This window comes from Nesterenkonia salmonea, from assembly GCF_005771525.1.
Classification (GTDB): domain Bacteria; phylum Actinomycetota; class Actinomycetes; order Actinomycetales; family Micrococcaceae; genus Nesterenkonia; species Nesterenkonia salmonea.
Genome location: NZ_VAVZ01000004.1, coordinates 38908 through 61276, shown reverse-complemented (window position 1 = coordinate 61276; position 22369 = coordinate 38908). Strand labels below are relative to the sequence as shown.

At 61.5% G+C, this 22369-nt stretch carries 19 protein-coding genes; 12 read left to right on the top strand and 7 right to left on the bottom strand.

What is annotated here, in order from left to right; all coding sequences use genetic code 11:
- Window positions 1-8: 8 nt before the first annotated feature.
- A complete protein-coding gene (locus FEF26_RS02190) occupies window positions 9-968 on the top strand; it encodes an AEC family transporter (protein WP_138251904.1) in 960 nt (319 codons plus the stop codon).
- On the opposite strand, the gene FEF26_RS02185 is transcribed toward FEF26_RS02190, so the two are convergent.
- The gene (locus tag FEF26_RS02185) at window positions 965-2410 is read right to left on the bottom strand and encodes an MFS transporter (RefSeq protein WP_138251903.1); all 1446 of its coding nucleotides are present in this window, start codon (window positions 2408-2410) and stop codon (window positions 965-967) included. The two genes, FEF26_RS02190 and FEF26_RS02185, sit on opposite strands and share 4 nt — an antisense overlap.
- A gap of 69 nt (window positions 2411-2479) precedes the next feature.
- Between FEF26_RS02185 and FEF26_RS02180 the strand changes: the two genes are divergently transcribed.
- Genes FEF26_RS02180 through FEF26_RS15645 form a run of 7 tightly spaced genes read left to right on the top strand, consistent with a single transcriptional unit; the run spans window position 2480 to window position 9536 of the window.
- On the top strand, window positions 2480-5512 hold the full coding sequence (locus tag FEF26_RS02180) for a Na+/H+ antiporter subunit A (RefSeq protein ID WP_138251902.1): 3033 nt from the start codon (window positions 2480-2482) through the stop codon (window positions 5510-5512).
- A complete protein-coding gene (locus FEF26_RS02175) occupies window positions 5509-6039 on the top strand; it encodes a Na(+)/H(+) antiporter subunit C (protein WP_138251901.1) in 531 nt (176 codons plus the stop codon). Before FEF26_RS02180 ends, FEF26_RS02175 begins: the two co-directional genes overlap by 4 nt.
- Window positions 6039-7793 carry a Na+/H+ antiporter subunit D gene (locus tag FEF26_RS02170; protein ID WP_138251900.1) on the top strand — a complete coding sequence of 585 codons (1755 nt, stop codon included), beginning with the start codon at window positions 6039-6041 and terminating at the stop codon, window positions 7791-7793. The genes FEF26_RS02175 and FEF26_RS02170 overlap by 1 nt, the downstream gene beginning before the upstream one ends.
- Window positions 7793-8422 carry a Na+/H+ antiporter subunit E gene (locus FEF26_RS02165; protein ID WP_243730356.1) on the top strand — a complete coding sequence of 210 codons (630 nt, stop codon included), beginning with the start codon at window positions 7793-7795 and terminating at the stop codon, window positions 8420-8422. Before FEF26_RS02170 ends, FEF26_RS02165 begins: the two co-directional genes overlap by 1 nt.
- Window positions 8419-8973, top strand: coding sequence for an MrpF/PhaF family protein (locus tag FEF26_RS02160; protein WP_138251899.1), 555 nt, complete (start codon window positions 8419-8421; stop codon window positions 8971-8973). Before FEF26_RS02165 ends, FEF26_RS02160 begins: the two co-directional genes overlap by 4 nt.
- Window positions 8970-9356, top strand: a complete 387-nt coding sequence (gene mnhG / locus FEF26_RS02155; RefSeq protein ID WP_138251898.1) for a monovalent cation/H(+) antiporter subunit G — start codon at window positions 8970-8972, stop codon at window positions 9354-9356. Before FEF26_RS02160 ends, mnhG begins: the two co-directional genes overlap by 4 nt.
- 9 nt (window positions 9357-9365) lie before the next feature.
- Window positions 9366-9536, top strand: coding sequence for a hypothetical protein (locus FEF26_RS15645; protein WP_166432877.1), 171 nt, complete (start codon window positions 9366-9368; stop codon window positions 9534-9536).
- 2 nt (window positions 9537-9538) lie between these two features.
- On the opposite strand, the gene FEF26_RS02150 is transcribed toward FEF26_RS15645, so the two are convergent.
- The gene (locus tag FEF26_RS02150; RefSeq protein WP_166432876.1) at window positions 9539-9811 is read right to left on the bottom strand and encodes a DUF4235 domain-containing protein; all 273 of its coding nucleotides are present in this window, start codon (window positions 9809-9811) and stop codon (window positions 9539-9541) included.
- 91 nt (window positions 9812-9902) lie between these two features.
- Here FEF26_RS02150 and FEF26_RS02145 point away from each other — a divergent pair, with 91 nt between their 5' ends.
- Window positions 9903-10724, top strand: coding sequence for a carbon-nitrogen hydrolase family protein (locus tag FEF26_RS02145; RefSeq protein ID WP_138251896.1), 822 nt, complete (start codon window positions 9903-9905; stop codon window positions 10722-10724).
- A 6-nt stretch (window positions 10725-10730) separates the two neighbouring features.
- Here FEF26_RS02145 and FEF26_RS02140 read toward each other — a convergent pair whose 3' ends face one another.
- From FEF26_RS02140 to FEF26_RS02130, 3 genes are all read right to left on the bottom strand, one after another.
- On the bottom strand, window positions 10731-13130 hold the full coding sequence (locus FEF26_RS02140; RefSeq protein WP_138251895.1) for an ATP-binding cassette domain-containing protein: 2400 nt from the start codon (window positions 13128-13130) through the stop codon (window positions 10731-10733).
- A gap of 1 nt (window position 13131) precedes the next feature.
- On the bottom strand, window positions 13132-13779 hold the full coding sequence (locus FEF26_RS02135; protein WP_138251894.1) for an ECF transporter S component: 648 nt from the start codon (window positions 13777-13779) through the stop codon (window positions 13132-13134).
- Window positions 13780-13954: 175 nt separating this feature from the next.
- Entirely contained in the window at window positions 13955-14887 is a 933-nt protein-coding gene (locus tag FEF26_RS02130; RefSeq protein WP_138251893.1) for an aminotransferase class IV, read from the bottom strand.
- Between the two features lie 57 nt (window positions 14888-14944).
- Between FEF26_RS02130 and cls the strand changes: the two genes are divergently transcribed.
- The gene (gene cls / locus FEF26_RS02125) at window positions 14945-16453 is read left to right on the top strand and encodes a cardiolipin synthase (RefSeq protein WP_138251892.1); all 1509 of its coding nucleotides are present in this window, start codon (window positions 14945-14947) and stop codon (window positions 16451-16453) included.
- A gap of 48 nt (window positions 16454-16501) precedes the next feature.
- Window positions 16502-17383, top strand: coding sequence for a hypothetical protein (locus FEF26_RS02120; protein WP_138251891.1), 882 nt, complete (start codon window positions 16502-16504; stop codon window positions 17381-17383).
- 38 nt (window positions 17384-17421) lie between these two features.
- Here FEF26_RS02120 and FEF26_RS02115 read toward each other — a convergent pair whose 3' ends face one another.
- Both FEF26_RS02115 and FEF26_RS02110 read right to left on the bottom strand, forming a co-directional pair.
- Entirely contained in the window at window positions 17422-20196 is a 2775-nt protein-coding gene (locus FEF26_RS02115) for an MMPL family transporter (protein WP_138251890.1), read from the bottom strand.
- Window positions 20197-20302: 106 nt separating this feature from the next.
- On the bottom strand, window positions 20303-20926 hold the full coding sequence (locus FEF26_RS02110; RefSeq protein ID WP_138251889.1) for a TetR/AcrR family transcriptional regulator: 624 nt from the start codon (window positions 20924-20926) through the stop codon (window positions 20303-20305).
- Window positions 20927-20938: 12 nt separating this feature from the next.
- Between FEF26_RS02110 and FEF26_RS02105 the strand changes: the two genes are divergently transcribed.
- On the top strand, window positions 20939-22321 hold the full coding sequence (locus tag FEF26_RS02105; protein WP_166432875.1) for an anthranilate synthase component I family protein: 1383 nt from the start codon (window positions 20939-20941) through the stop codon (window positions 22319-22321).
- Window positions 22322-22369: the final 48 nt, after the last annotated feature.

The window sequence follows — 22369 nt, the reverse complement described above, 5'->3', positions numbered from 1 at the left end:
AGATGTGCATGGCGGCAGTATTGTCCGGATTTGCTGTGGTCTGGATGATCATCGCGGTCGGCTATGTGCTGGGCCGCATCAAAGTCCTTGGACCGGAGGCGCGGGTAGTTCTCTCCAGGGTGGCTTTCTTCGTCGCCTCACCCTGCTTGCTGTTCCTCACCATCTCTGAGTCGCCCATTCGCGAAGTCCTGGGACCGCAATTCGCAGTCGCTGCCCTGAGCGCCTTCACGATGCTCGGACTGTTCTTTCTCTTCGGAAGATTCTTCCTGCGCGGCCGCTCAGGGGCCGATCTGGTCATTGGCGGGATGAGCGCTTCACTGGTCAACGCCGCCAACCTGGGGTTCCCCATTGCCGCCTATGTGCTGGGAGACATCAGCCTCGCTGCGCCCATCGTGATGTTTCAGTTGGCTCTCTACGCCCCCATCTACGTTGGTCTGCTTGACCAGCTCACTGCGGGAAAACGCTCGACGTCGCGGGTTCGCCCCCGCGCCAGTGTTGAGGTTCTCCGCCGGCTCGGCCAAACACTGGGGAACCCGATGATCATCGGATGCGCACTGGGGCTGATCTTCTCATGGCAGAACTGGAGGCTCCCGGAGCAGATTCACGAATCTGTAGAGCTCCTGGCAGGGGCGTCCATTCCACTGATGCTGCTTGCCTTCGGTTTATCGCTCGTCGGCTCGCACCCGCTGGACAAAGCGTCCGGCCGCCGCCGTGATGTGCTTATTGCCGTGTCCATCAAATTGGTGCTGCACCCACTGCTCGCCTACGTCATTGCAGCCTTCGTTTTCCGCATGGACGGTCTCATGCTGCTGGCCGCTGTTGTGATGGCTTCGCTGCCTACGGCGCAGAACGTTCTGGTAGCCGCAGTACGCTACGGCACCGGGGAAACCATTGCCCGCGACACGGTGCTGGTGACCACGATCCTTGGGATCCCCTCCATGGTCGCCGTCGCTCTGTTCCTGGCCTAGCGGGCTGCGGAGTGGTCGTACATCTTCGCCGGACCTGATGGGTCCCGAACCTTGACCAGCAGGAGTAGCAGACCCACTGAAAGCACAATGGTGATGCCAACGATGGCCATCACCTGACCGCCGAAGATAAAAATCAGCAGACCGATCAACGCTGGGGTCAAGAACGAGAATCCGCGACCAGCCGTGGCATAGAGGCCGAACAGTTCCCCTGCCCGGGCCGGCGGAGCGAGGCGTCCCAGGAACGCTCGGGAAGAGGCCTGCGCGGGTCCGACGAACACGCACAGCAGAAGCCCGAACAGCCAGAATGCGCCCACCGGGGACAGCGATACGGGCCCCATGTCTCGGGGTTCGACGAAAATCCACAGGAGCACAGCGATGCCCAGCAAGCTCCCCAGGCTGATCGCGATGACCCTACGGGGCCCGAGCCGGTCGTCAAACCACCCGCCAATGAATGCCCCCAGGGCGGCCACCACATTGCCGGCAACACCAAAAAGCAAGACGCTTCCAGCCATTTCGGTGAACGGAATGTTCGCATCCTCAATCCGGTACACATGCACGCCGAGAACTGCTCCCCACACGAAGACAGCGGAGAGTCCATCGCGGTATATCGCGGAGGAGAGAAGGAACCACAAAGTGTTGCGGTCCTCACGCCACAGGCCACCGATGACTCGGAAGAGCCTGCGGTAGGACTCGGCCACGGACACCTTGTCCTGAACATCATGCTTGTCGGCAGTCTTCAGCTTTGTCAGCAGCAACGGCAGGGCAAACAGAAGGTGCCAGGCGGCTGCGACCAGAGCGACAGCTCGGATGTTGACCGCATCGTCGCTGCCGATTCCTAGCCAGTCTCCTTCGATCATGCCGACATAGACCAGCAACAGCAGCACGATGCCGCCCATATAGCCTGCACCCCAACCGATCCCAGATACCCGACCCATACGATCGTGGTCGGAGATATCAGTGATCATCGCGTTGTAGTTCAAGTTGGCGAATTCATCGAAGATGCCCATAAGTGCCATCAGCGTCACGCCTAGCAGGAGGTAGCCCTCCTCTGGCCGTACGAAGAAGCACAGCGCCACCATAGTGATCACCATGACGGTGTTCAGCGTCAGCCACAGGCGCCGGCGTCCCGCTTTATCCGTGCGTTGGCCAATCACCGGCGCGGTCAGCGCCACCACGGCACCGGCCACTGCGGTCGCCACCGCCAGGTACTGCGCGCCGCGGTCTCCAGGGCTGGCGCCCTCTGGCAGCCCGGCTGGATCGAACACGGGTGAGGTGAGGTATGTGCCGAACACGAACGTGGTCATCACCGCAGAAACTGTGGCGTTTCCCCACGACCACAAGCTCCATTTGGCAATGAGGGACTTGTTCAGCGGCTCTTCGGGAGAGGCGGGGGCGTCCCCGGCACGCACAGCGTGCTTGACGGGCTCTGTGGTGCGGCTCATGGGGCGAATCGTACTCCCTCTCTGTTAAGATAAGGAGAATTCGGTACTGGGGATTGGAAGGGTTAATCTGTGATCATCGCTCTTGCTGTGCTCTTCGCAGTGAGTGTCCTTACCCCAGTGTTCTTCTCCTGGTGGGGACGTAAGACCTTCTACCTCCTCGCCGGGGTCCTCACAGCCGCCTTCTTGTGGACTTTCGTCTACCTGCCTGACATCCTCCCAGCAGACCAGGGTGCTCTCATCGGAGCGCCCGATGCGCCACCGGCCGAGGTCTTCTCGTGGATCCCCCAACTCGGGGTGGAACTCGCCTTCCGTATGGACGCACTCAGCCTGGTGATGTCCATGCTCATCACAGGTGTGGGCGCTGCCGTGATGCTCTACTGTGCACGTTACTTCCCGGCCACTGAGCGAGGCGCGGGCCCATTCGCTGCTCAGCTGTTCGCCTTCGCAGCCTCCATGCTGGGTCTGGTCCTTTCTGATGACCTGGTGATGCTGTTCATTTTCTGGGAACTCACCACCGTCCTGTCCTTCCTGCTCATCGGCTACTCCGCCCACCGCATTTTCGCCCGTCGGTCCGCCATCCAAGCGCTGGTGGTGACAACCCTCGGAGGGCTCGTGATGTTGGTAGGGCTGCTGTGGATCGGTGAGCTCGCTGGCTCGTACAGGCTCTCCGACATCCTCGCCTCATCCGATGAGCTGACCGGCACAGCAGTGGACATCGCGATGGTGCTCATCCTGATCGGCGCTGTGTCCAAGTCGGCCCTGGTCCCGTTCCACTTCTGGCTCCCAGCCGCTATGGCCGCACCCACCCCAGTGTCTGCCTACCTCCACGCGGCTGCCATGGTGAAGGCCGGGGTGTATCTGGTCGCCCGATTCGCACCAGGGTTCCACGACACCGCATTCTGGCTCCCGCTGGTACTCGGCCTGGGACTGATCACCATGCTGGTCGGCGCCTATCGCGCCCTGCGTCAGACAGACATCAAACTTATCCTCGCCTACGGCACAGTGTCCCAGCTGGGCTTCCTCATCATGGTCAATGGGCTCGGCACACAGGACGCTGCCCTGGCTGGTATCGCCATGCTGCTCGCTCATGGGCTGTTCAAAGCTGCACTGTTCATGGTGGTCGGAATCGTCGACCACAAGACGGGGACTCGTGATCTGCGCGCGCTCTCCGGGATCGGGGCAGCACAGAAGCCGCTGTTCATCGTTTCAGTGATCGTCACCGCCTCCATGGCGGGGCTGCCGCCGCTGTTCGGCTTCGTGGCCAAGGAAGTGGTCTTCGAATCGTTCTACGGATACGCGGAGATCAACGGAGTATGGGGTTGGTTGGTGCTCGGCGGCATTGTGGTCGCCTCGGCGCTCACCGTGGCTTACTCCGCTCGATTCTTGTGGGGCACTTTCGCGACCAAGCGCCACCCTGCGGGCCACGCCGAAGCCGGTAAAGTCCTGCGGCCCACCACATTCCATGGCAAGCCAGACGCAGTTTTTCTCGCAGCCCCGGCGATACTGGCAGCAGCTACGGTGGTGTTCGCGGTGGCCCCGCAGCCCCTGCAGCACCTGATCGAGCCGTTCGCCGCCATGTTCGATCCAGCCGACCCCGCCGTGGAGCCGACTTACCTCGCCCTGTGGCACGGCCTCACCCCAGTGCTAGCCCTGTCAGTGCTGACTTGGGGGTTAGGTCTGGGGCTATTCTGGCTGCGCGGCCGGAGTGAGGGCGTGATGCGGTCACTTCCGTCAGCGTTGGATGCTGAACGGCTCTACCGTGCGAACATCCGCGGCCTCGACAACTTAGCCGCATGGGTTACATCCAAGACCCAACGTGGATCCCTCGGCTGGTACCTCTTCATTATCGTTGCCGTAGCCACTGGGGTCCCGGCCGGAGTGGTGGCCTTCACTGGCCACACCATCCCGAATCACATCATTCTCGCCGAAGGCCCGATGCAGGTTGTGCTCGGGGCGCTGATCATCGCCGGCGGTCTCGGTGCGGTGTGGGCTCCAAAACGTTTCATGGCAGTGCTCATGGTCAGTCTCTGTGGGTGGGGGATCGCTGGCCAGTTTGCGCTCCAAGGCGCACCAGACCTGGCACTGACCCTCCTCCTCGTAGAGTCGATCATCCTTGTGGTGTTCGTCTTGGCGTTGCGCACACTACCTGCAGGAATTTGGACTCAGAACCCCACCCGATTCCGGGCAGGCAGGGCGCTGCTCGGTGCAGGATTTGGGCTGATCGTCATGATCGCAACGGCAATTGCGATGGACCGTCGCGTAGCGAATCCCGTCAGCGTGGAGTACCCGTGGATGAGCTACGACGTCGGCCACGGCGCCAATATCGTCAACGTCACCCTGGTCGATATTCGCGTCTGGGACACCTTTGGTGAGATCACTGTCATTGCCGCGGCTGCCACTGGCGTGGCGAGCCTTATTTTCGTCAAACGCCGTGATGTGCAGCGCCGAGAGCTGCATGAGGTGCCAACTGGCTCAGTCGGGCGCGTGCTCTCAGATAGGGCTCTGTCTCCGCAACAAGCCAAAGAGGTTCAGGTCGCACGCAGCTTCGCCACCGTGGCCCGGGAGGCCTGGCTGGTGGCTGGGCGGACCCTGGCGCCCGAGCACCGGTCGATTATTTTCGAAGTCGTCACCAGGCTCATGTTCCACGCGATCATCCTGCTTTCGGTCTACCTTCTCTTGGCTGGCCACAACACACCGGGCGGCGGCTTTGCCGGAGGTTTGCTGGCAGGACTAGCCTTCGTGTTGCGATACCTGGCAGGTGGCCGCTACGAGCTGGAAGCCGCTATTCCCTTCTCGGCCGGAGCGCTGATGGGGTGGGGCTTGGCGGTGGCCTGCTTCACCGGTGTGATGCCGCTGATCTTCGGTGGTCAGGCCTTCCAGAGTTTTATCATCGATCTTTACCTCCCCGTGTTGGGCGAGCATCATTTGGTGTCCTCTGTGCTGTTCGACGTCGGCGTCTATCTTGTGGTGATCGGTCTCATCGTTGACGTACTGCGCAGTCTCGGTTCCGAAATCGATGTCCGCAGCGAGCAGGACCACCGCAGGGACACCTCGCTGGGCCACGGTATCCACTCCCAGACTTCACTGGGGGTGGCACGGTGACCATCAACCTCACTCTGCTGATCGTGATGGGCGCGATGCTGGCCATCGGCATCTACCTGATGTTGGAACGATCGCTGACACGTGTCCTACTCGGCATCATTCTGATCTCCAACGGCGTGAACCTGCTGATCCTCCAGACTGCCGGGCGCGCCGGTGAAAGTCCCATCGTCAGGGACGGATTGGGTGCAGAAGAATACCTGGACCCGTTGCCGCAGGCGCTGCTGCTGACGGCGATCGTCATCGCCTTCGCCATGGTCGCCATACTTCTGGCGCTCATCTACCGCTCCTGGGTGATCGCCCGCCAGGATGAGGTGACCGATGACGAGGAGGATCGCCGGGTGGCCACCACAATCGGTGCTCATGACCCCGAAGAGGACGACGACGTCGGCACCGAAACCTCAGAGTTCATTGACTCCGTTGACCCAGTCACCGGATCCGTGCGCGCAGTCAACCCCGCTGAGCGGAATCGTGAGGCGTCCGAGGAGCCGACCTCCAGCAGTGATGCGCATCAGGCGGGTGAGAGCTGATGCAGTTTGATGTAGTCAACTTCGTCCCGCTGGCGGTGCTCATTCCGTTCTTCGGTGCGGCTTTCGCCTTTGCGTTCTATCGCAACCAGGCGACTCAGAAGGCCATCACTATCGGCGCCCTCATCATCACCGTTGTTTTGGAGATCGTCCTACTGTCTGAGGTGTGGCACGGAGGCACCCACGCCGTGCAGCTGGCGGGCTGGCCCGCCCCGTTTGGCATTTCCATGGTGATCGACCGGTTCGCCGCACTGATGCTCGTCGTCTCCTCGATCATCACCCTGGCAGTGCTGCTCTACGCCGTGGGACAAGGCGCCGCCGAGGAGAAGAACGACTCGGGCCCCGTCTCGATCTTCTACCCGACCTTCCTGATCCTGGTAGCTGGGGTCTCCAATGCGTTCCTCGCTGGTGACCTTTTCAACCTGTATGTGGGCTTCGAAATCTTCCTCACGGCGTCGTATGTTCTGCTGACCCTCGGTGGCGGTGAGGCGCGTATCCGGGCCGGGGTGACCTACGTGGTGGTCTCGATCCTGTCCTCGATGCTGTTCCTCATCACCATCGGGCTCATGTACGCCGCGACGGGCACAGTGAACTTGGCCGACCTGGCGTTGAAGATCACCGAACTCGATCACGGCACGCAACTGATGCTCCACGTCATGCTCCTGGTGGCCTTCGGCATCAAGGCGGCTGTTTTCCCACTGGCTTTCTGGCTGCCGGACTCCTACCCCACCGCGCCAGCGCCGGTCACCGCAGTGTTCGCCGGTCTGCTCACCAAGGTGGGCATCTACGCCATGATCCGCACCGAGACGCTGCTGTTCCCGGGGGAGCGGATCAATACCGTGCTCATGGTGGTGGCCGCGCTGACCATGATCGTCGGCATTCTCGGTGCCTTGGCGCAGTCGGACATCAAACGTATGCTCTCCTTCACCCTGATCAGCCATATCGGTTATCTGGTGTTCGGACTGGCGTTGAGCAGTGTGATCGGGATGGCCGCCACCATTTACTACGTGGCCCACCACATCACCATCCAGACCACGCTGTTCCTGGTCACCGGGCTGATTGAGCGGCGCGCCGGGACCTCCAATGTGGATAAGCTCGGCGGGCTGGCGCGCATCTCCCCGGTGTTGGCCATCCTGTTCTTCCTACCTGCTATGAACCTGGCCGGGATACCGCCGTTCTCAGGATTCGTAGGCAAACTGGGGATGATGCAGGGCGGTATTGCGGAGAACACGTGGATCACCTGGACCCTGGTGTTCGCCTCCGTACTGACGTCTCTGCTGACGCTCCTCGCGGTGGCCCGCATCTGGGCCCGTGGGTTCTGGCGCAAGGCAGAAGATGTGGAGAAGCCCGAACGCATCCTGATCCAAAAGTCACTCGCCCACGCCCGTGCGGCGAATAAGCGCCTTCTACCCGCCGCGATGGTCGCCCCCACCGCTCTGCTGGTGGCGATGAGCTTGGCATTCACAGTGTTCGCCGGACCGTTGATGAACTTCTCCCGCGCCGCCGCCCAGGACATGTACGAACGGACTCCCTACCTGGAGGCGGTTCTGGGGGAGGACCGTGTCGATGGTGTGCGTGACGAGCTCGTAGAATTCACCACCGGCTATGTGATCGACCTAGACACCGACGACGACGGTGCAGCTGAATTCGCCCCGGTGCGGACCTCCCTGCAGCCGGATATGGAGACCGATGATCGAGGTTTCACCAGGGTTGAGATCGACGAGCAGGCCGACCCCGCCGAAGGAGGGGATCAGTAGTGCGCCGGCCCAAGACCCCGCTCATGTTGGACCTTCCTCTCATCCTGTTCCTCGGGGTGTTCTGGATGGCAGTCTGGCAGAGCTTTGAGATCGGCACCTTTCTGATCGGCCTGGTCTACGCCACAATTCTTGTGCGGGTCTTCTACCTGCCGCCCCTGCGCGGGACCGGCCGAGTGAACCTTTTCTGGGGCGCGGTGTTCCTAGTGCGGTTCCTCTCCAAAATGGTGCTCGCAAGCTTCCAGGTCTCATGGTTAGCGGTGGTGAAGGGCCCACGAATCCGCAACTCCATCATCGCCATCCAGCTGCGCAGCCATGACGATCTCATGATCACCCTGACTGGTCACGCGCTGGCTTTGGTTCCCGGTTCGCTGGTGATCGACGTGGACCGCACCACAGCCACGCTGTACCTCCATGCCCTCAACGTCACCGACGACCATGCAGCAGAGCGAATCAGGCAGGATGCCTTGCGGACTGAGGCGCTGCTTATCCGGACGGCCGGCAGCCGCTCGGATCTGGCCGTGGTGAAGGCTGAAACACGATTGGGCCGAGTAGCGGGACTCTCGAAGACTCAGCGAGACACTCCCTTCGCGGCTCCGACGAGCGAGCCGCGAGGAGAGGAAACACAGTGACGCTACTGGACTATTCGTACTGGATCACCCAGTTTCTGCTGGCGCTTGGCGTGCTCTGCGCGGTCTACAGGGTCTATAAGGGACCCTCAGTCCTGGACCGGGTCATCAGCGTTGACGTCATCCTCATTATCGTTGGATCCGTGATGTTGGTAGAGATGGCTTACAGCGGCTCAACGGACTACATCCTGTTTGTGGTGGTCACCGCTGTGATCGGCTTCCTCGGTGCGGTGGCAATTGCCCGCTACGTGGCAGTCCGCCAACCGGACTCCGAAGACCTGATCCGCCGCACGGAGGAACAAGCCAGAGCCCTCACCGATGAACCTGCCTCGGAACCCGAAACCCCCAAGTCTCCATGGGGATCCGGCGCGCTGCCCCATGGAGGAACCCTGCTGGAGGACGAATCAACCTCCTGGTTCGCTGCCCTGGCACGCTCCGGCTTTGTCCCCAAACGCAAACAGGACGACGACGCCACCGAACCTCCACCTGGCAGCAGCCCCGACGGCCCGGATGACGGTACGGACAACAAGCCAGGACCAGGAGGTGCTCAATGACTCTCGACACCGTGCTCGACGGAACAGCGGCAGTGTTCATGCTCGTCGGCGGTCTGATGTCCTTGGCCGCCGGAATCGGCCTCGTGCGTTTCCCCGACTTGCATTCGCGCATGCACGCCGCCACGAAACCTCAGGTGCTCGGCCTGCTGATGCTGGTGTTGTCTGCGGCGATTATGTGGCGCTCCTGGTCGTGGGTCGCCATCGCCTTGCTGGCCTGGGGTTTGATGATCCTCACCGCTCCAGTCAGCGCCCACGTCGTAGGCCGGGCAGGTTACCGGACTAAGCACATGCGGGCTGACCTGCTTGCAGATGACGAACTGGCCAGCGCAGTGGACCGGCTGTCTCGACAACGTGGGGTGCGCCGGGAAGTCAAAGACGACTAAGGTAGAGACATGATACTGAAACTCGCCTTTGGAGCAATTGCCATTCTGGCAACCGTGGCCGGAATCGTTGCGATCACTGGTGAACCAGCGGTCGCCTCGGCGTTCGCTTTCGGCAGCGCTGTGCTGTCCGGTATCAGCCTGGCCTATCTGTTAGGCCGTGACGGCAAAAAGGCTCTCTAGCCTCAGACCTCGGACTTAGCTCCGAAAGAGCTGCTCATCTTGCGCACACTCGCCTTGGCTCCACGCTGGGACAGCACCTGAACTGCAGCACTGACTGCCGCAGAGGTGACGCCGAAGACCAGGGCGCGCTTGATGTCGACTGCATCCACCTCATCATTCTTCGGGGGCGCCTCGCCGGTGACCTGCTCCCATGCGAAGTCGAAGACTTTGGACGCCACGAAGCCGGCTCCCAAAGAAATGCCAAGGGTGAGGCCCTTCTCGATCAGTTTGTCCACGGTGCGGCTCCTATAGCTCAAAAACTTTCAAAGATGGCTCAACACTATCGGAGTCCGCTGAACAGAGCCTAGACCCCCGTAGAGTTGAGATATGAGAATTGCTGTCGCACAGATCGTCACAGGTGAGGACACCCAAGAGAATCTGCGCCTGGTAGAGACCTGGACTGCTCGAGCAGCCGAGGTCGGCGCCGAACTCGTGATCTTCCCGGAGGCCACCCAGCGCGCCTTCGGCTACTCCCTGTCTCCCATTGCGGAGGATGTCTCAGGGCCTTGGGGGGATGAGGTGCACAAGATCGGTCAGCGGTACGGCGTCGTGGTTGTGGTGGGAATGTTCACTCCGGGCCAGCCGACGCAGGACGAGAACCGTCAGCGGGTGAAGAACACTCTCCTGGCCGCCGGGCCCTCCGTGTTCGTCAGTTATGACAAGCTCCACCTCTACGATGCGTTCGGATTCCAAGAATCCAGGACGGTAGAACCTGGTCAGCGGCAGGTCCGATTCAGCACTGGGGGCCTGCACTTCGGTTTGGCCACCTGCTACGACATCCGGTTCCCCGAACTCTTCCGGTCCCATGCGCTCAACGGCGCCCACGCCACGATCCTGCCTGCCTCCTGGGCTGCAGGTCCGGGGAAAGTCGAGCAGTGGAAGACTCTCGCAGTGGCCCGAGCGCTGGACTCCACGCAGTATGTGATTGCCTGCGGACAGGGTCTTCCCGCCGCTGCCGGCGTTGACGCTCCAGAGGGTGCGCCGACCGGGGTAGGTCACTCCCTGATTGTGTCTCCCACGGGCGACATCCTGGCAGCTGCCGGTGAAGCGCCTGAGTTGTTAGTCGCCGATATCGACGCCGAGACAGTTCAGGAAGCCCGCAAAGTACTACCGGTGCTCGCCAACGCGCGTCAGGACCTCAGACTCTGAGGGAGGCTACATCCACACAAGGTTCCACGTTCCAGCCCAAATTGCCAAAGCGGTGGCCGATACGGCGATCACTAGCCCGCCGAGGACGACGACGCCGTCGGCCCGGGTGAAGTCCGCTGAGCGAGACCAGGTGCGTTGCCCTGCCCCGAAGCCGCGTGACTCCATGGTCACCGCCAACCGTGTGGCGATCCGGATCGCTTGAACGAGCAGGCCGAAAGCCTGAGAGAAGAACCGGGTGCCCAGGCCCCGAGCGCGCCGCGCGTGTCCCAGAGTTGTCCAGTGCGCCGCCATCAGACCCAGCAGGCGCATGGCCGCCAGAGCGCCCAGGACGAACCGGGCCGGGAGCTTCAATTGCTGTGCCAGGGCGTCCGCTAGGTCGGTCGGATCAGTCGTAGAGAAGATGAGTACGCTCGGTAAGACGATCGCGAACGCGCGGGCGCCGAGCGAGAGCCCCATTTCAAGGGAACCGGTGGAGACAGTGGTGAGTCCCAGATCGAGCAGTACCCGGCCTGATTCTTCGGCGGCGACGGCTGCCCCCCACACTGCCATGACAGCGGCAGCTGCGAAGATCCATATCCGTTTCAGAAAGGTGCCCAAGCGAATGTTCGCCACTGGCAGGAGCGCGAAACTCGCAGCGGCAACGACGGCAGCCGAGACAGGATCGATCGTTGAGATCAGCGCCAGGGTGATGAAGCTCAGTGCGATCAGCTTCGCCAGGGGACCACGTTGGCCGAGCCAGGATGCGTCCCGAACTGCAGAGAGCAGCGGGGTGCTGCGCGACCCGGGTGGCGCTGGATCGTCCCCCGGGGTCTGCCGCACCTCAGGAGAGGAGAGTGCGAAAAGATCCACATTCAGTCCCCGTAGGAAGTCTTGATCGTGGGTGACAGCCACCACAGTCCCCCCTGCGTCCACATGTTCCCTCAGCAGCCCGATAAGCTCCGCGAAGGTATGCGCGTCCTGGCCGAAGGTCGGTTCATCGAGCATCAGGACTTCAGGACCGGCCGCGAGAGCGGTTCCCACGGAGAGTCGGCGCTTCTCTCCACCGGAGAGCGTAAAGGGATTTGCGTCGGCCAGATGGGTCAGCCGCAGCCGATCCAGGAGTGAAGCAACCCGTGTTGCCACCTCCTGCTCAGTGAAGAGGGACTCTTTGGTTCCTGGGACCTTTGCCTGCTCCGCCGAGAGTCGGAGCTCGCTATTGACCGTGTGACGCACGAACTGGTGCTCCGGTTCCTGAAAAACGGTGCCGATGCGCGAGGTCAGATCCGCTGAACGCCACTGGTGCGGGGACTCGTGAAGCTGGGCACCGTGTTTTCCTTTGAGCACGGAGCTTGCGGTGATGACGCCGTCGTGGGGTTCCAGCAGCCCGCCCAAAGTCAGCAGGAGTGTCGATTTCCCTGCTCCGTTGCGCCCAGTAATACCTGTTGCGACTCCGCTGTGGAGAGTGATGTCGACTCCGCTGAGCACAGGCTGTGACGGGGGCGTTTTTCGCCACGATCGGTGAGGACTCTCACGGCTGACCGCCAGTCCGGTTCCGGTGAGCAAAGTGTGATCAGCAGGTGCCCCGGGCTCCCTTTCGCGGGAGAACCACATTGGCAATGTCTCCAACACATCGTGACCGGGTACCCACAACCCAGCCGCGATCAATTCCGCACGCAGCGCCTTGTCATGATGGAGGGTGCTGGCAGAGACACGGTGCCGAACGCCGCCACCGGGCTCGAGCACGATCAGCGTATCGACCTGGTCCAGCCACCTGCCCAGATGATGCTCGACGACGATCAGGGTGGCGCCGGTGGACTGCGCTGCCGTGATTACTGAATTGCGCACCTGCTCAGCGCCATCTGGATCAAGGTTTGCCGTCGGTTCATCAAGCAGGAGCAGCCCCGGTTGCATCGCTAGGATGCCGGCCAGGGCCAGCCGCTGTTTCTGCCCCCCTGAGAGTGCAGCTGTGGGGTGCTCAAGGGGGAGGTAGTCCAACCCCACCGCTTGGAGCGCCTGCTGGCACCGACCCGGTATCTCAGCTGGGGGCACCGCGAGGTTTTCGCAGGCGAAGGCCACATCATCGCCGATGCGGGAGAGCACCACTTGGGATTCGGGGTCCTGCTGCATCAGACCGGCGCGTCCGCGGGCATGCTCCGGAGGGAGCCCGTTCAGGAGCAGGTCTCCGGTGGAGCTGGCGTCGTCGTTTTGAAGTACTCCTGCGATGGAGTGCAGCAGAGTGGACTTGCCCGCACCTGAGGCGCCCGCGAGCAGAACCTTCTCACCGGCGGCGATATCAAGGTCTATGCCTGCGAAGGCGGGCCGCTCACGATCAGCGTGGTGGTAGGTGAAGCCGCTTGCAGTGACATGAACGCCGACATATGCGGTGCTGGTGGTCGTTGAAGGCTGACCAGGCGTCGTCGTGCCCATTTCAGGATGAGGGCGCCGCAGGAGCCTCGCGGGACCCCGTGCCGAACGCAGACTCGCGGTGGGCCTTGCGGGAGCGAAGTGGCGCAAGTGCGCCGGTCGCGGCCAGACCTCGGGTGGCAAGCCAGGGGATGAAGCCAGCTATGACCGCACCAGAAATGGCGAAACCGGCAATATGTGTCAAGGTTCCGATGGCGTCGTACTGGTAGTAGCTGGCGATCCAGTTCTCGTTGATGCCTCCCGCCAGGCCCGCGGCAGCCCCGGCAAGCACAGCGACATCCACTGTGAACCTCCGGTAGAGGAAGACCAGGAGAATCAATTCTGCTCCCACGCCTTGGACGAACCCTGAGAGCAGCACGCCGAGCCCCCACTGAGAGCCGAGAAGCGCAGACACCGCGGCGGCCACCATTTCGCAATAGATGGCTGCACCCGGTTTGCGGATGATCAGTGCCCCCAGCACTGCGGGGAACAGCCACATCCCTGCCACGAGTGAGGCAGCGGGGGGATAAGCGATGAAGAGGGTGCTGACCGCGTGATAGGACAGGTTCCATCCCCAGAAGATCACTCCCGAGGCGACTGCCAGCGTGGATGCGACAACAATATCGCTCACCGTCCAGCGTTGACGGATGGGCGCAGGTGCAGATGATTTCATGACGACTTCCTTCGCAGGTTCTAGCCTGTGCAGGTTCAAGGGTCTGGGCCGTTAGCCCACTCTCAGCGCCTGGGAGCCAGTAACGGCTCAGCTGCGGACGCTCCCCTGTCGGACGGGTTACCGTATTCAGTTGTTCGGCGTCATCCTAGCACCGCTGAGGAGGGGCGCCCTCTGTTCAGCCGGCCTCGTTGAGAAAACTCAGCAGGGCCGCTGTCAGCTCATCGTCAACGGCGACACTGTGATCGTCGATTCGGCCGATGGGCGAGACGAGTTTCACTGATCCCGTGAGCCACAAGAACTGGGCACTGTGGAGATCCTCAGTCGTGACGGGCCCCGCAGAAGTTTCCCAACCAGCCTGTTCGGCGGCGCGAAAGATCGTAGCCTGAGTCGTGCCGGGCAGGATGCCCGCGTCCGGACTCGGCGTCCTCAGATGCACCCGGCCGTCGCTTGAGCGACGCCCGAGCAGAATCGAAGAGACCGGTCCTTCCAAAACGTTGCCGTCTGAGGAGGTGAAAATGACATCATCGTGCCCGTGCTTGGCAGCCCACCTCAGTGCGGCCATATTCACCGCATAGCTGAGGGTCTTGGCTCCCAGAAGAAGCCAGGGCGCGCGTTCAGAAGCTCCGGAGTCATATCCGCGGTCAAGAAGAGTGACGCTTATGGTGCGGCCCCGCGATGTCTTCACCTTTTCGGTGACGGGAGTCAGCAGCACCCAATACGTTCCGGAGAACGCGGGGTCATCGCTGGCAGGCTCACCCTCAACCCCGCGTGAGGCAGTGATGCGAACGGCCACCTCATCCGGCAGCCCTCCGCGGCTGCGGAATTCATCCAAGCCCAGCTCAACGGCAGCACGCCATGCATCCTGAGGCGGAATGCCGATGTCTGTGATGGCGGCCGAGCTCTGCAGCCGGTCCAGGTGGGCGGCGAACTTCCGGACGTGTCCACGCTCAGCAAGCATGGTCTCGAAGATTCCGTCGCCGCGCACCGCACTGAGATCGGTGACCCTCAGCTGCGGCTGATGGGGGTCAAAGACGATCCCTTCCGGGTGTTCAGCGTCGATCCGCACTCCTACGGCACGCAGGGCCTCTTCATCAAAACGCTCAGCCATACGCTTAGCTTATACCCAGCATAGGATTGGAAAGGTGGACAGGAAGGGAGGTGCAATATGCTGTGGCCGCTGAGTGGGCTGGGCATTGATGCACTCCCGATCTGGATAGTGATCATTGTTGTGGTCATAGAGATCGGTATCCGGGTAGCTGTCATTGGCATCATTCCCGATAAACGCCGGCCCAACACGGCTATGGCGTGGCTCCTGGCCATCTTCTTTATGCCGCTTATTGCGTTGCCGCTGTTCCTCCTCATTGGACGGAACAAACTCTCGGCTCGGCGGCAGCAGCGGCAGGGTGCCATCAATAAGGCATTGTTGGAAGCGACCAGCCATATGGACCTCTCGGACCAACTGCGCGACTACGACGAGCAACTCGGTGCGACCGCGGCGCTTAATCGCAACCTCGGAGCCTTCCCCATTCAAGAGGGAAACCACATCACGCTGATCTCCGGTTACCAGGAGTTCTTCATCCGTTTGGCCGCTGAAATCGACAGCGCCCAGGAATACGTACACGTCATGTTCTACATCGTGGGGGAGGACCCCGAGTACGCAGGGCCAGTCCTGGACGCGATGGAGCGCGCGGCCGCACGGGGCGTGACAGTGAGGTTCCTGTTCGACCACCTGGGCACGATGCGCGTGCGCGGCTATGGCAGACTGCGCCGGCGGCTGAAGGAGGCAAGCCAGACATGGCCGCAGTTCCAATGGCGTCGGATGCTCCCCATCCGTCCGTTGCGAAGACGATTCTCACGTTTGGATCTGCGCAATCATCGCAAGATTGTCGTGGTGGATTCTCGTCTGGCCTTCACCGGCTCGGCGAACCTGATTGAACCGCACTACCAGCGTCCGGCGGCCCAACGCATGGGACGGCGTTGGGTCGAGATCAACGCCAAGGTCACCGGGCCTGTTGTCACCGGCTTGGACATCGTCTTCGCCTCAGATTGGTACGCCGAGACCGGTGAGAACCTGGGGGAGAAGCTCTTGGTCGACTTGAAAGCTGACGAGGAGTCCGGTGGTGGTTCGTTGGTGCAGATTGTGCCTTCCGGGCCCGGCTTTCCTGAGGAGAACAACCTTCGGCTGTTCAATGACCTCATCTACCAAGCCACACATCGGCTCATCATCTGCACCCCGTACCTCGTCCCGGACGATTCGCTGCTCTACGCAGTCACCAACGCTGCTCACCGTGATGTCGACGTTGTAGTGCTGGTGACCCGCAAGGCTGACCAGTTCACCGTTCAGCACGCTCAGCAGTCCTACTACCAAGCACTGTTAGAGGCGGGGGTAAGGATCTTCCGCTACCCGGAACCATATGTCCTGCACTCGAAGTTCATGATTGTGGACTATGACGTGGCAGTTCTCGGCTCCTCAAACATGGATATGCGATCGTTCTCCCTGAATCTGGAAGTCACAATGATGCTCGTTGACGACGCAAAAGTTGCTGAGTTGAACGAGATCTTCGAGCAGTATCGCAGCATCTCGCATGAGCTTGAACTGGAAGAATGGGCCTCCAGGCCGTGGCGAACCCGGTACCTGGACAATGTGTTCCGGCTTACCTCTGCACTTCAATGAGTGTCAACTCACTGCCGAGTTCTGAAAATTTCAACTATCCTTGTTCGCGTGCACTCCCCCTGGCGGTGGTCCCCAACCCGGAACAGCTCCCGGGCAGTGGTATCAGTTTTTGCCGTCACCGTGCTGGGTTTGCTGACGGGATGCGGTGATTCTGGCAGAGGTGCAGCCAACCTCACGCCGAGAGAAACTGAGGCTCCCGAGACTGGGACGGCGGCACCCGAAGGGCCTGCCGATGCCCCGGAAGGCTCTGAGGAGGCCTCTGCTGAGGATGAGGCCGAGGAGATGGATCCCGGCGCGCTGTCTCATGATGAGAAGCTCGACGTTCTGCTCAGCTCCGCTGATTTGCCGGTTTCCCCGGAGGGACATGCCACCCACGATGGCCTCTCGTACTTTCAAGAGAGCATTGCGGTGGAGTACACCCACTACACGGAAACTTTCCAGGAGACTGAATGCGCTACAGCTATGGACCGCATCAACGTTGACTTGATCGGCGAAGATCCGCAGAGCGGCCTGGCGCATGCCTACACGCTGCCGCCTGAGGAAGAATCAGACGATGAGTACCGGCCCCAGGTCTATGTGTGGATGCTCAGCTATGACCGGGAAGTGGATACCTCCAGCGTGTGGAGCTACGTCCACGAACATTGCACAGCAGGACAACTGCAGTCCGGTGCCGAGCAGGTAGAGATCGAACCGTTCGCTCTTGGGGACAGTGCCGAGCTCAGCACCGACGGAGTATCCATGGTCATCCACCGCGATGGCGCTCCCATCGACTCCGCAGCCGCTGTGCGGCACTCTATGACGGTCGACTTTGGTGACAACCTTGTGATGCTCTCCGCCGTAGGCCTTAGTGAGAGCGAGTTCGCTGAGCTAGCCGCAGTCCAAGCTCAAAAGTTGGCTGACTACGCGGACTCCCAGGCCGGCGACACCTAGTTCCCTCGGGAAGCCGCGCTCGCGTACCGCACCTGCCTTCACACCTTAGAAAGCTCTGGTGCCGGTGCAGCGTCAGCCTGATCCATTTCTGGATCCGGTGTGCGTTCCAGTTTTGCACCTTCGACGTCAACATTCGGCAGGATCTTATCCAGCCACTTCGGCAGCCACCATGAAGCGGGCCCGCACAGGTGAAGCAACGCTGGGACGAGGAGCAGCCGCACGACGAAAGCGTCCAGCAGCACACCGACCGCGAGACCCATACCTATGGAAGCGACCATGGGGTCGGGGGTGAATATGAACCCTGCGAACACGCTCGTCATGATCAGCGCTGCAGCAATGACGACTGACCGCCCAGCGTGGAGGCCTTGGCGCACCGCCAGACGGGGCGCAGCACCGTGGACATAGGCCTCCCGCATTCCCGATGCGGTGAACAGCTGGTAATCCATTGCCAACCCAAACAGGATGCCGATGAGGATCACTGGCAAGAAGGTGAGGACAGGGCCCGGATTGGAAATGCCGAAGATATCGGAGAACCATCCCCATTGGAAGACGGCCACCACAGTACCCATGGCGGCGGATACTGAGCCGATGAACCCTAGGGTGGCAATAATTGGCAGCAGCAGCGAGCGGAACACCATCACCATCAGCACCAGTGAAAGCCCAACAACGAGTCCTAGGTAGAGCGGCATCGCGTCTGCGATATGGTCCGACACATCGATGTTGGCCGCAGTCAACCCGGCCACGGACAGTTCGGTCTGCTCCGCGAGGTCGCCAGTGAGAACTGCCCCATCGCGGAACTCATGCACCAGTTCCTCCACCGATTGAGAAGCTGGCCCCTCTAGTGGAATGACCTGATACACCGCGACGGTGTTGTCGTCATTCATCCCGGCAGGCACAGCAGTGTCGATGTGTTCGTGATCGGTCATTTCCTCGGCGACGTCGAGTTGGAAGTCCTCGGCCTCATCGGATGATAGGTCGCTAGCCAAATCTGCTACAACGATCAGGGGGCCGTTCATACCTTCTCCAAAGGCTTCTTCCGTCGCCACATAGGCCTGGTAGCTGGTGGAGTCCTCGGCTTCCGAGCTTGCATCCGGCAACCCTAAACGCATGGAGAAGGTTGGAATCGCCATCACGGCTAGGAGTACCAGGGCACCTGCGGCGATTAGCACGGCCTTGCCCGTGTGCATAGGTGTGGTGATGGGCTTGAGCTGCTGCATGCCGACGTACCGACGCTCACGGCGGCGCAAGATCCGGGTCCCCACCAGGCTCAGCAGGGCGGGGGTCATCGTGACAGCAATCAGGACGGCGATCGTCACGCAAAAAGCAGCGACGGTCCCCATCAACGCCAGGAATGGAAGCCCGGACACGTTGAGCGCCAGCAGAGCGATCACCACGGTCGCCCCAGCGAAGACCACGGCATTGCCCGCTGTGCCGTTGGCCATGGCAATGGATTCCCTCAGCGGGATGCCATCCTTCAGTTGACGACGGTGGCGGTGGATGATGAACAGTGTGTAGTCGATGCCCACAGCAAGACCAAGCATCAGTCCGAGGATCGGAGTGATGGACATCATTTCCACAACTGACGAAAGCGACATTGCTCCGGCCACGCCGATGCCCACTCCGACCACGGCGTTCAGAAGCGGCAAGCCGGCTCCGACAAGGGTGCCCAGCATGATGATCAGCACCGCGGCAGCGATCATCAGCCCGATAGCCTCGGCAACGGAGAATAAGTGTGGCAATTCCATGTTGAGATCGCCTGAGGGCAGGACTTCCACCCCGTCAATATCTGCAGCGGTGAGCTCACCGGCGACGTCCTCAAGGTCCTCAATGCCCACCTGCTCAAGCGGAACGCCGAAAGTGATCATGCCGATCGCAGTGCCCTCATCTTCGGACACCATGCTGGCGCCCGCTGCGAGGTCGAGTGCGCGTTCACCGCGTTCGACTGCCTGAAATGGGTCGTCGCCGTCTAGGCTGTTCTCGAGCTCGCTCAGTTCCTCATCGGCAGAGTCGAGTTCAGCGCGCCCCTCATCGAGTTCGGCCTCGGCGGCCTCAAGTTCTGCAACGCCCTGCTCCGCCTGCTCCACCTGAGCCAGAGCTGCCTGAAGCTGTTCGCGTTCTGCTACGACCTCTGCGCGAGCGCTGTTGAGTTCTTCCTCTACTGCGGGCCAGAAGCCCCCTGCCAGTGCTTCTTCAACTTGGGCGTCAATTTCAGCATCCGCATCGTCGAGTGCTGCCAGCCCGCCTTCGATTTCCTGGCGTGTTTCTGAGAGCTCGTCCACGCTCAGCCCGCCGGCTTCGAGCCCGCCCTCCAGCTCCGCCCATCCGGCGTCGAGTTCCTCCTGTGCCTGTTCCAGCTCGGCGCGGCCGTCATCAATGTCTTGGCGAGCCTCTTCGACGCTGAAGTCCTCGGGCAGCTCATCGAGTTGCTCCCGGGCCTCATTGAGCTCTTCGCGGCCTTCGGAGAGCTCGTCTTCCATTTCAAAAGGGCTCGTCGCTGAGTCAACGGCCCCGTGCTCTTCGACCTCGCCGAGTAGGTCCTCAACTGCGGTGATCTGCTCATCAGTGAACGGCTCGCCGTCAGTTGTGCGGAAGACGGTGTTGGCGGACCCGCCGGCCATGTCTGGCAGTTCTTCAGCCAGCCGATCGGCAACCCGAGTCGTCTCTAGGTCCGGCACGGTGATCTGATCTGTGAGCTGTCCGCCGAATCCTGCAAAGGCCGCTACGGCCGCCAGCAGTAGGACAAACCATGCGGCGATGACTGTCTTGGCGCGGCGAGCGGCGAGCGTACCGAGGCGGTAAAGCATCGTGGCCATGAATCAGTGGTCCTTCGGGAGTCAGGAGAGTGCAGGCGACACGGCCATCATATATGGAACGTTGCGTCTCGTTATTATGCCAGAGTTTTTTGAGAGGAAGATCACACTACCTGCGAAGGGTTCCCGTGAGGACAATGTCGATCTGCGCCTGCAGCCACTGCCGGTCAGGTTGACCCACGGTCAGCAGCCGGATGATGAAGGGATCCATAATGGCCGAGGCCACAGCTGCGGGGTCAACGCCATCGCGCAGGCCTCCCGCGGCGGCCTCTTGGCGGATGCGTTCGGTCAGTTCCATGTCATCCCACACCGAACGGTCTTGGAAGAGCTGCCGCGTCTGCTCACCCCCGGTGACAAGTGCCCCCATGAGGCTGCGCGCCATCACGACCGTGTCATCCATCTCGGACTTCTCAAGCTCGCAGTCCAGCCATGCAGTGAGGTCAGCCCGCAGGTCACCGGTGTTCGGCACGCGTTCGAAGCTGAGCTTCAAGCGCCCGGTCATGAGGGATTCGAGCACCACAGCTGCCTTGTTCTTCCACCAGCGGTAAATGGTCTGTTTGCCGACCCCCGCCTCGGCTGCGATGCGCTCCACGGTGAGCTCCTCGTAACTGTGGCCATAGTCATCGAGCAGTCGGGCCACAGCGTCGAGAACAGCCTGGTGAGCCTCTTCGCTGCGAGGCCGGCCCCTCCGTGACTCTGCATCATCTGCCATGGGCACTATGGTACGGCTCATAGGATGATCTCCATGCCGTCACGCCGCTGCTGGACTTCCGTTCCGTTCCCCGAAGAAGAGGACGCAGCCGCCCAGCTGTTCGCTGCTCTCTGGGGTCGGCTCGGCGCACACGTCGCTGCTGCGTTTCTGGATAGTAGCGACCATGCCCGGACGACGGCACCTCAACGCAGCCGGTACAGCATCCTTGCCTTCTCATCCGCTGAGGATCTCGGCACTAGTGTCGATGCTGCAGCTTTTGACTGGCTGGCGGAGCGTTGGCGGCACAAAGGCGCAGCACACCAGGGCGACGCCGCCATCTCGCCTTCTCCTTTCCAGCTGGGGTGGGTGGGATGGATCGGCTACGAGGGCCAGGCTCGCCTGTTCGCTGCCCACCGTGCGGTCGTGGTGGACCACCACCTCGGTACCGCCGAGATTCAGTCCACTCATCGCGACGCCTGGTGGCAGCAAGTGGTCCTTGAAGAGCTCGACGCGCTGCATCAGGAGCAGCCTGGTCCCATCGGTGGAGAACTCAGTGCACTTACAGCCCGAGACTCTCGGGCTCAGTACCTGGCTAAGATCCAGGCCGCGCAGGCCGAGATTCGCGAAGGCAACTCCTACGAGGTCTGTCTCACCACGGCGGTCAACGGCGAGTTTCGGGGATCGCCGTGGCAGGCCTACAGACGGCTGCGCGAACACAACCGCGCACCCTTCACACAGTATCTGCATTTCCCTCCTGGCTCCGCACAGGAAGCCATGGCGGTTCTGTCGACCTCACCGGAAAGGTTCGCGTCCATCACTTCCGACGGCACAATTCTCTCTGAGCCGATCAAGGGAACACGGCCCAGGGGAATGACCGCGGAGGATGATGCCTCGCAACTATTCGATCTTCAGACACATCCGAAGGACCGTGCCGAAAACGTGATGATTGCAGACCTGGTGAGGAATGATCTTTCAATTCATGCCGAACCGGGAAGTTTGCGCACCGAGAGACTGTGCGCGGTGGAAACCTACGCCACTGTGCACCAAATGGTGTCCACGATCAGTGCGCGGTTAGCAGCTCAAGCTGGGCGCGCCAGGGCGCTCAAAGATGCCTTCCCGCCGGGATCTATGACCGGGGCGCCCAAGGGCTCAACGATGAATATTCTTGCTCGTCTCGAGACGGGTGAGCGTGGGCCCTACTCAGGAGTGGCCGGGTGGTTCAGCTCCACCGGATCATGCGATCTCTCGGTGTTGATTCGCACTGCAGTGCTGCGTTCGGACCGCGGCGGGTCGGAGGCAACCGACACCTGGTCCTTCCACCTGGGCCTCGGTGGCGCCATCACGGCAGATTCGGTTCCCGATGCGGAGTGGGATGAGATCATCACCAAGTCCCGCGGAGTTCTGAACTCGCTCGGAGCGGAATTTCCGCAGGACTAAGCCTCCCGGTACAGTGCAAGTCACACCAGGATTGCAGATTGTTGACAA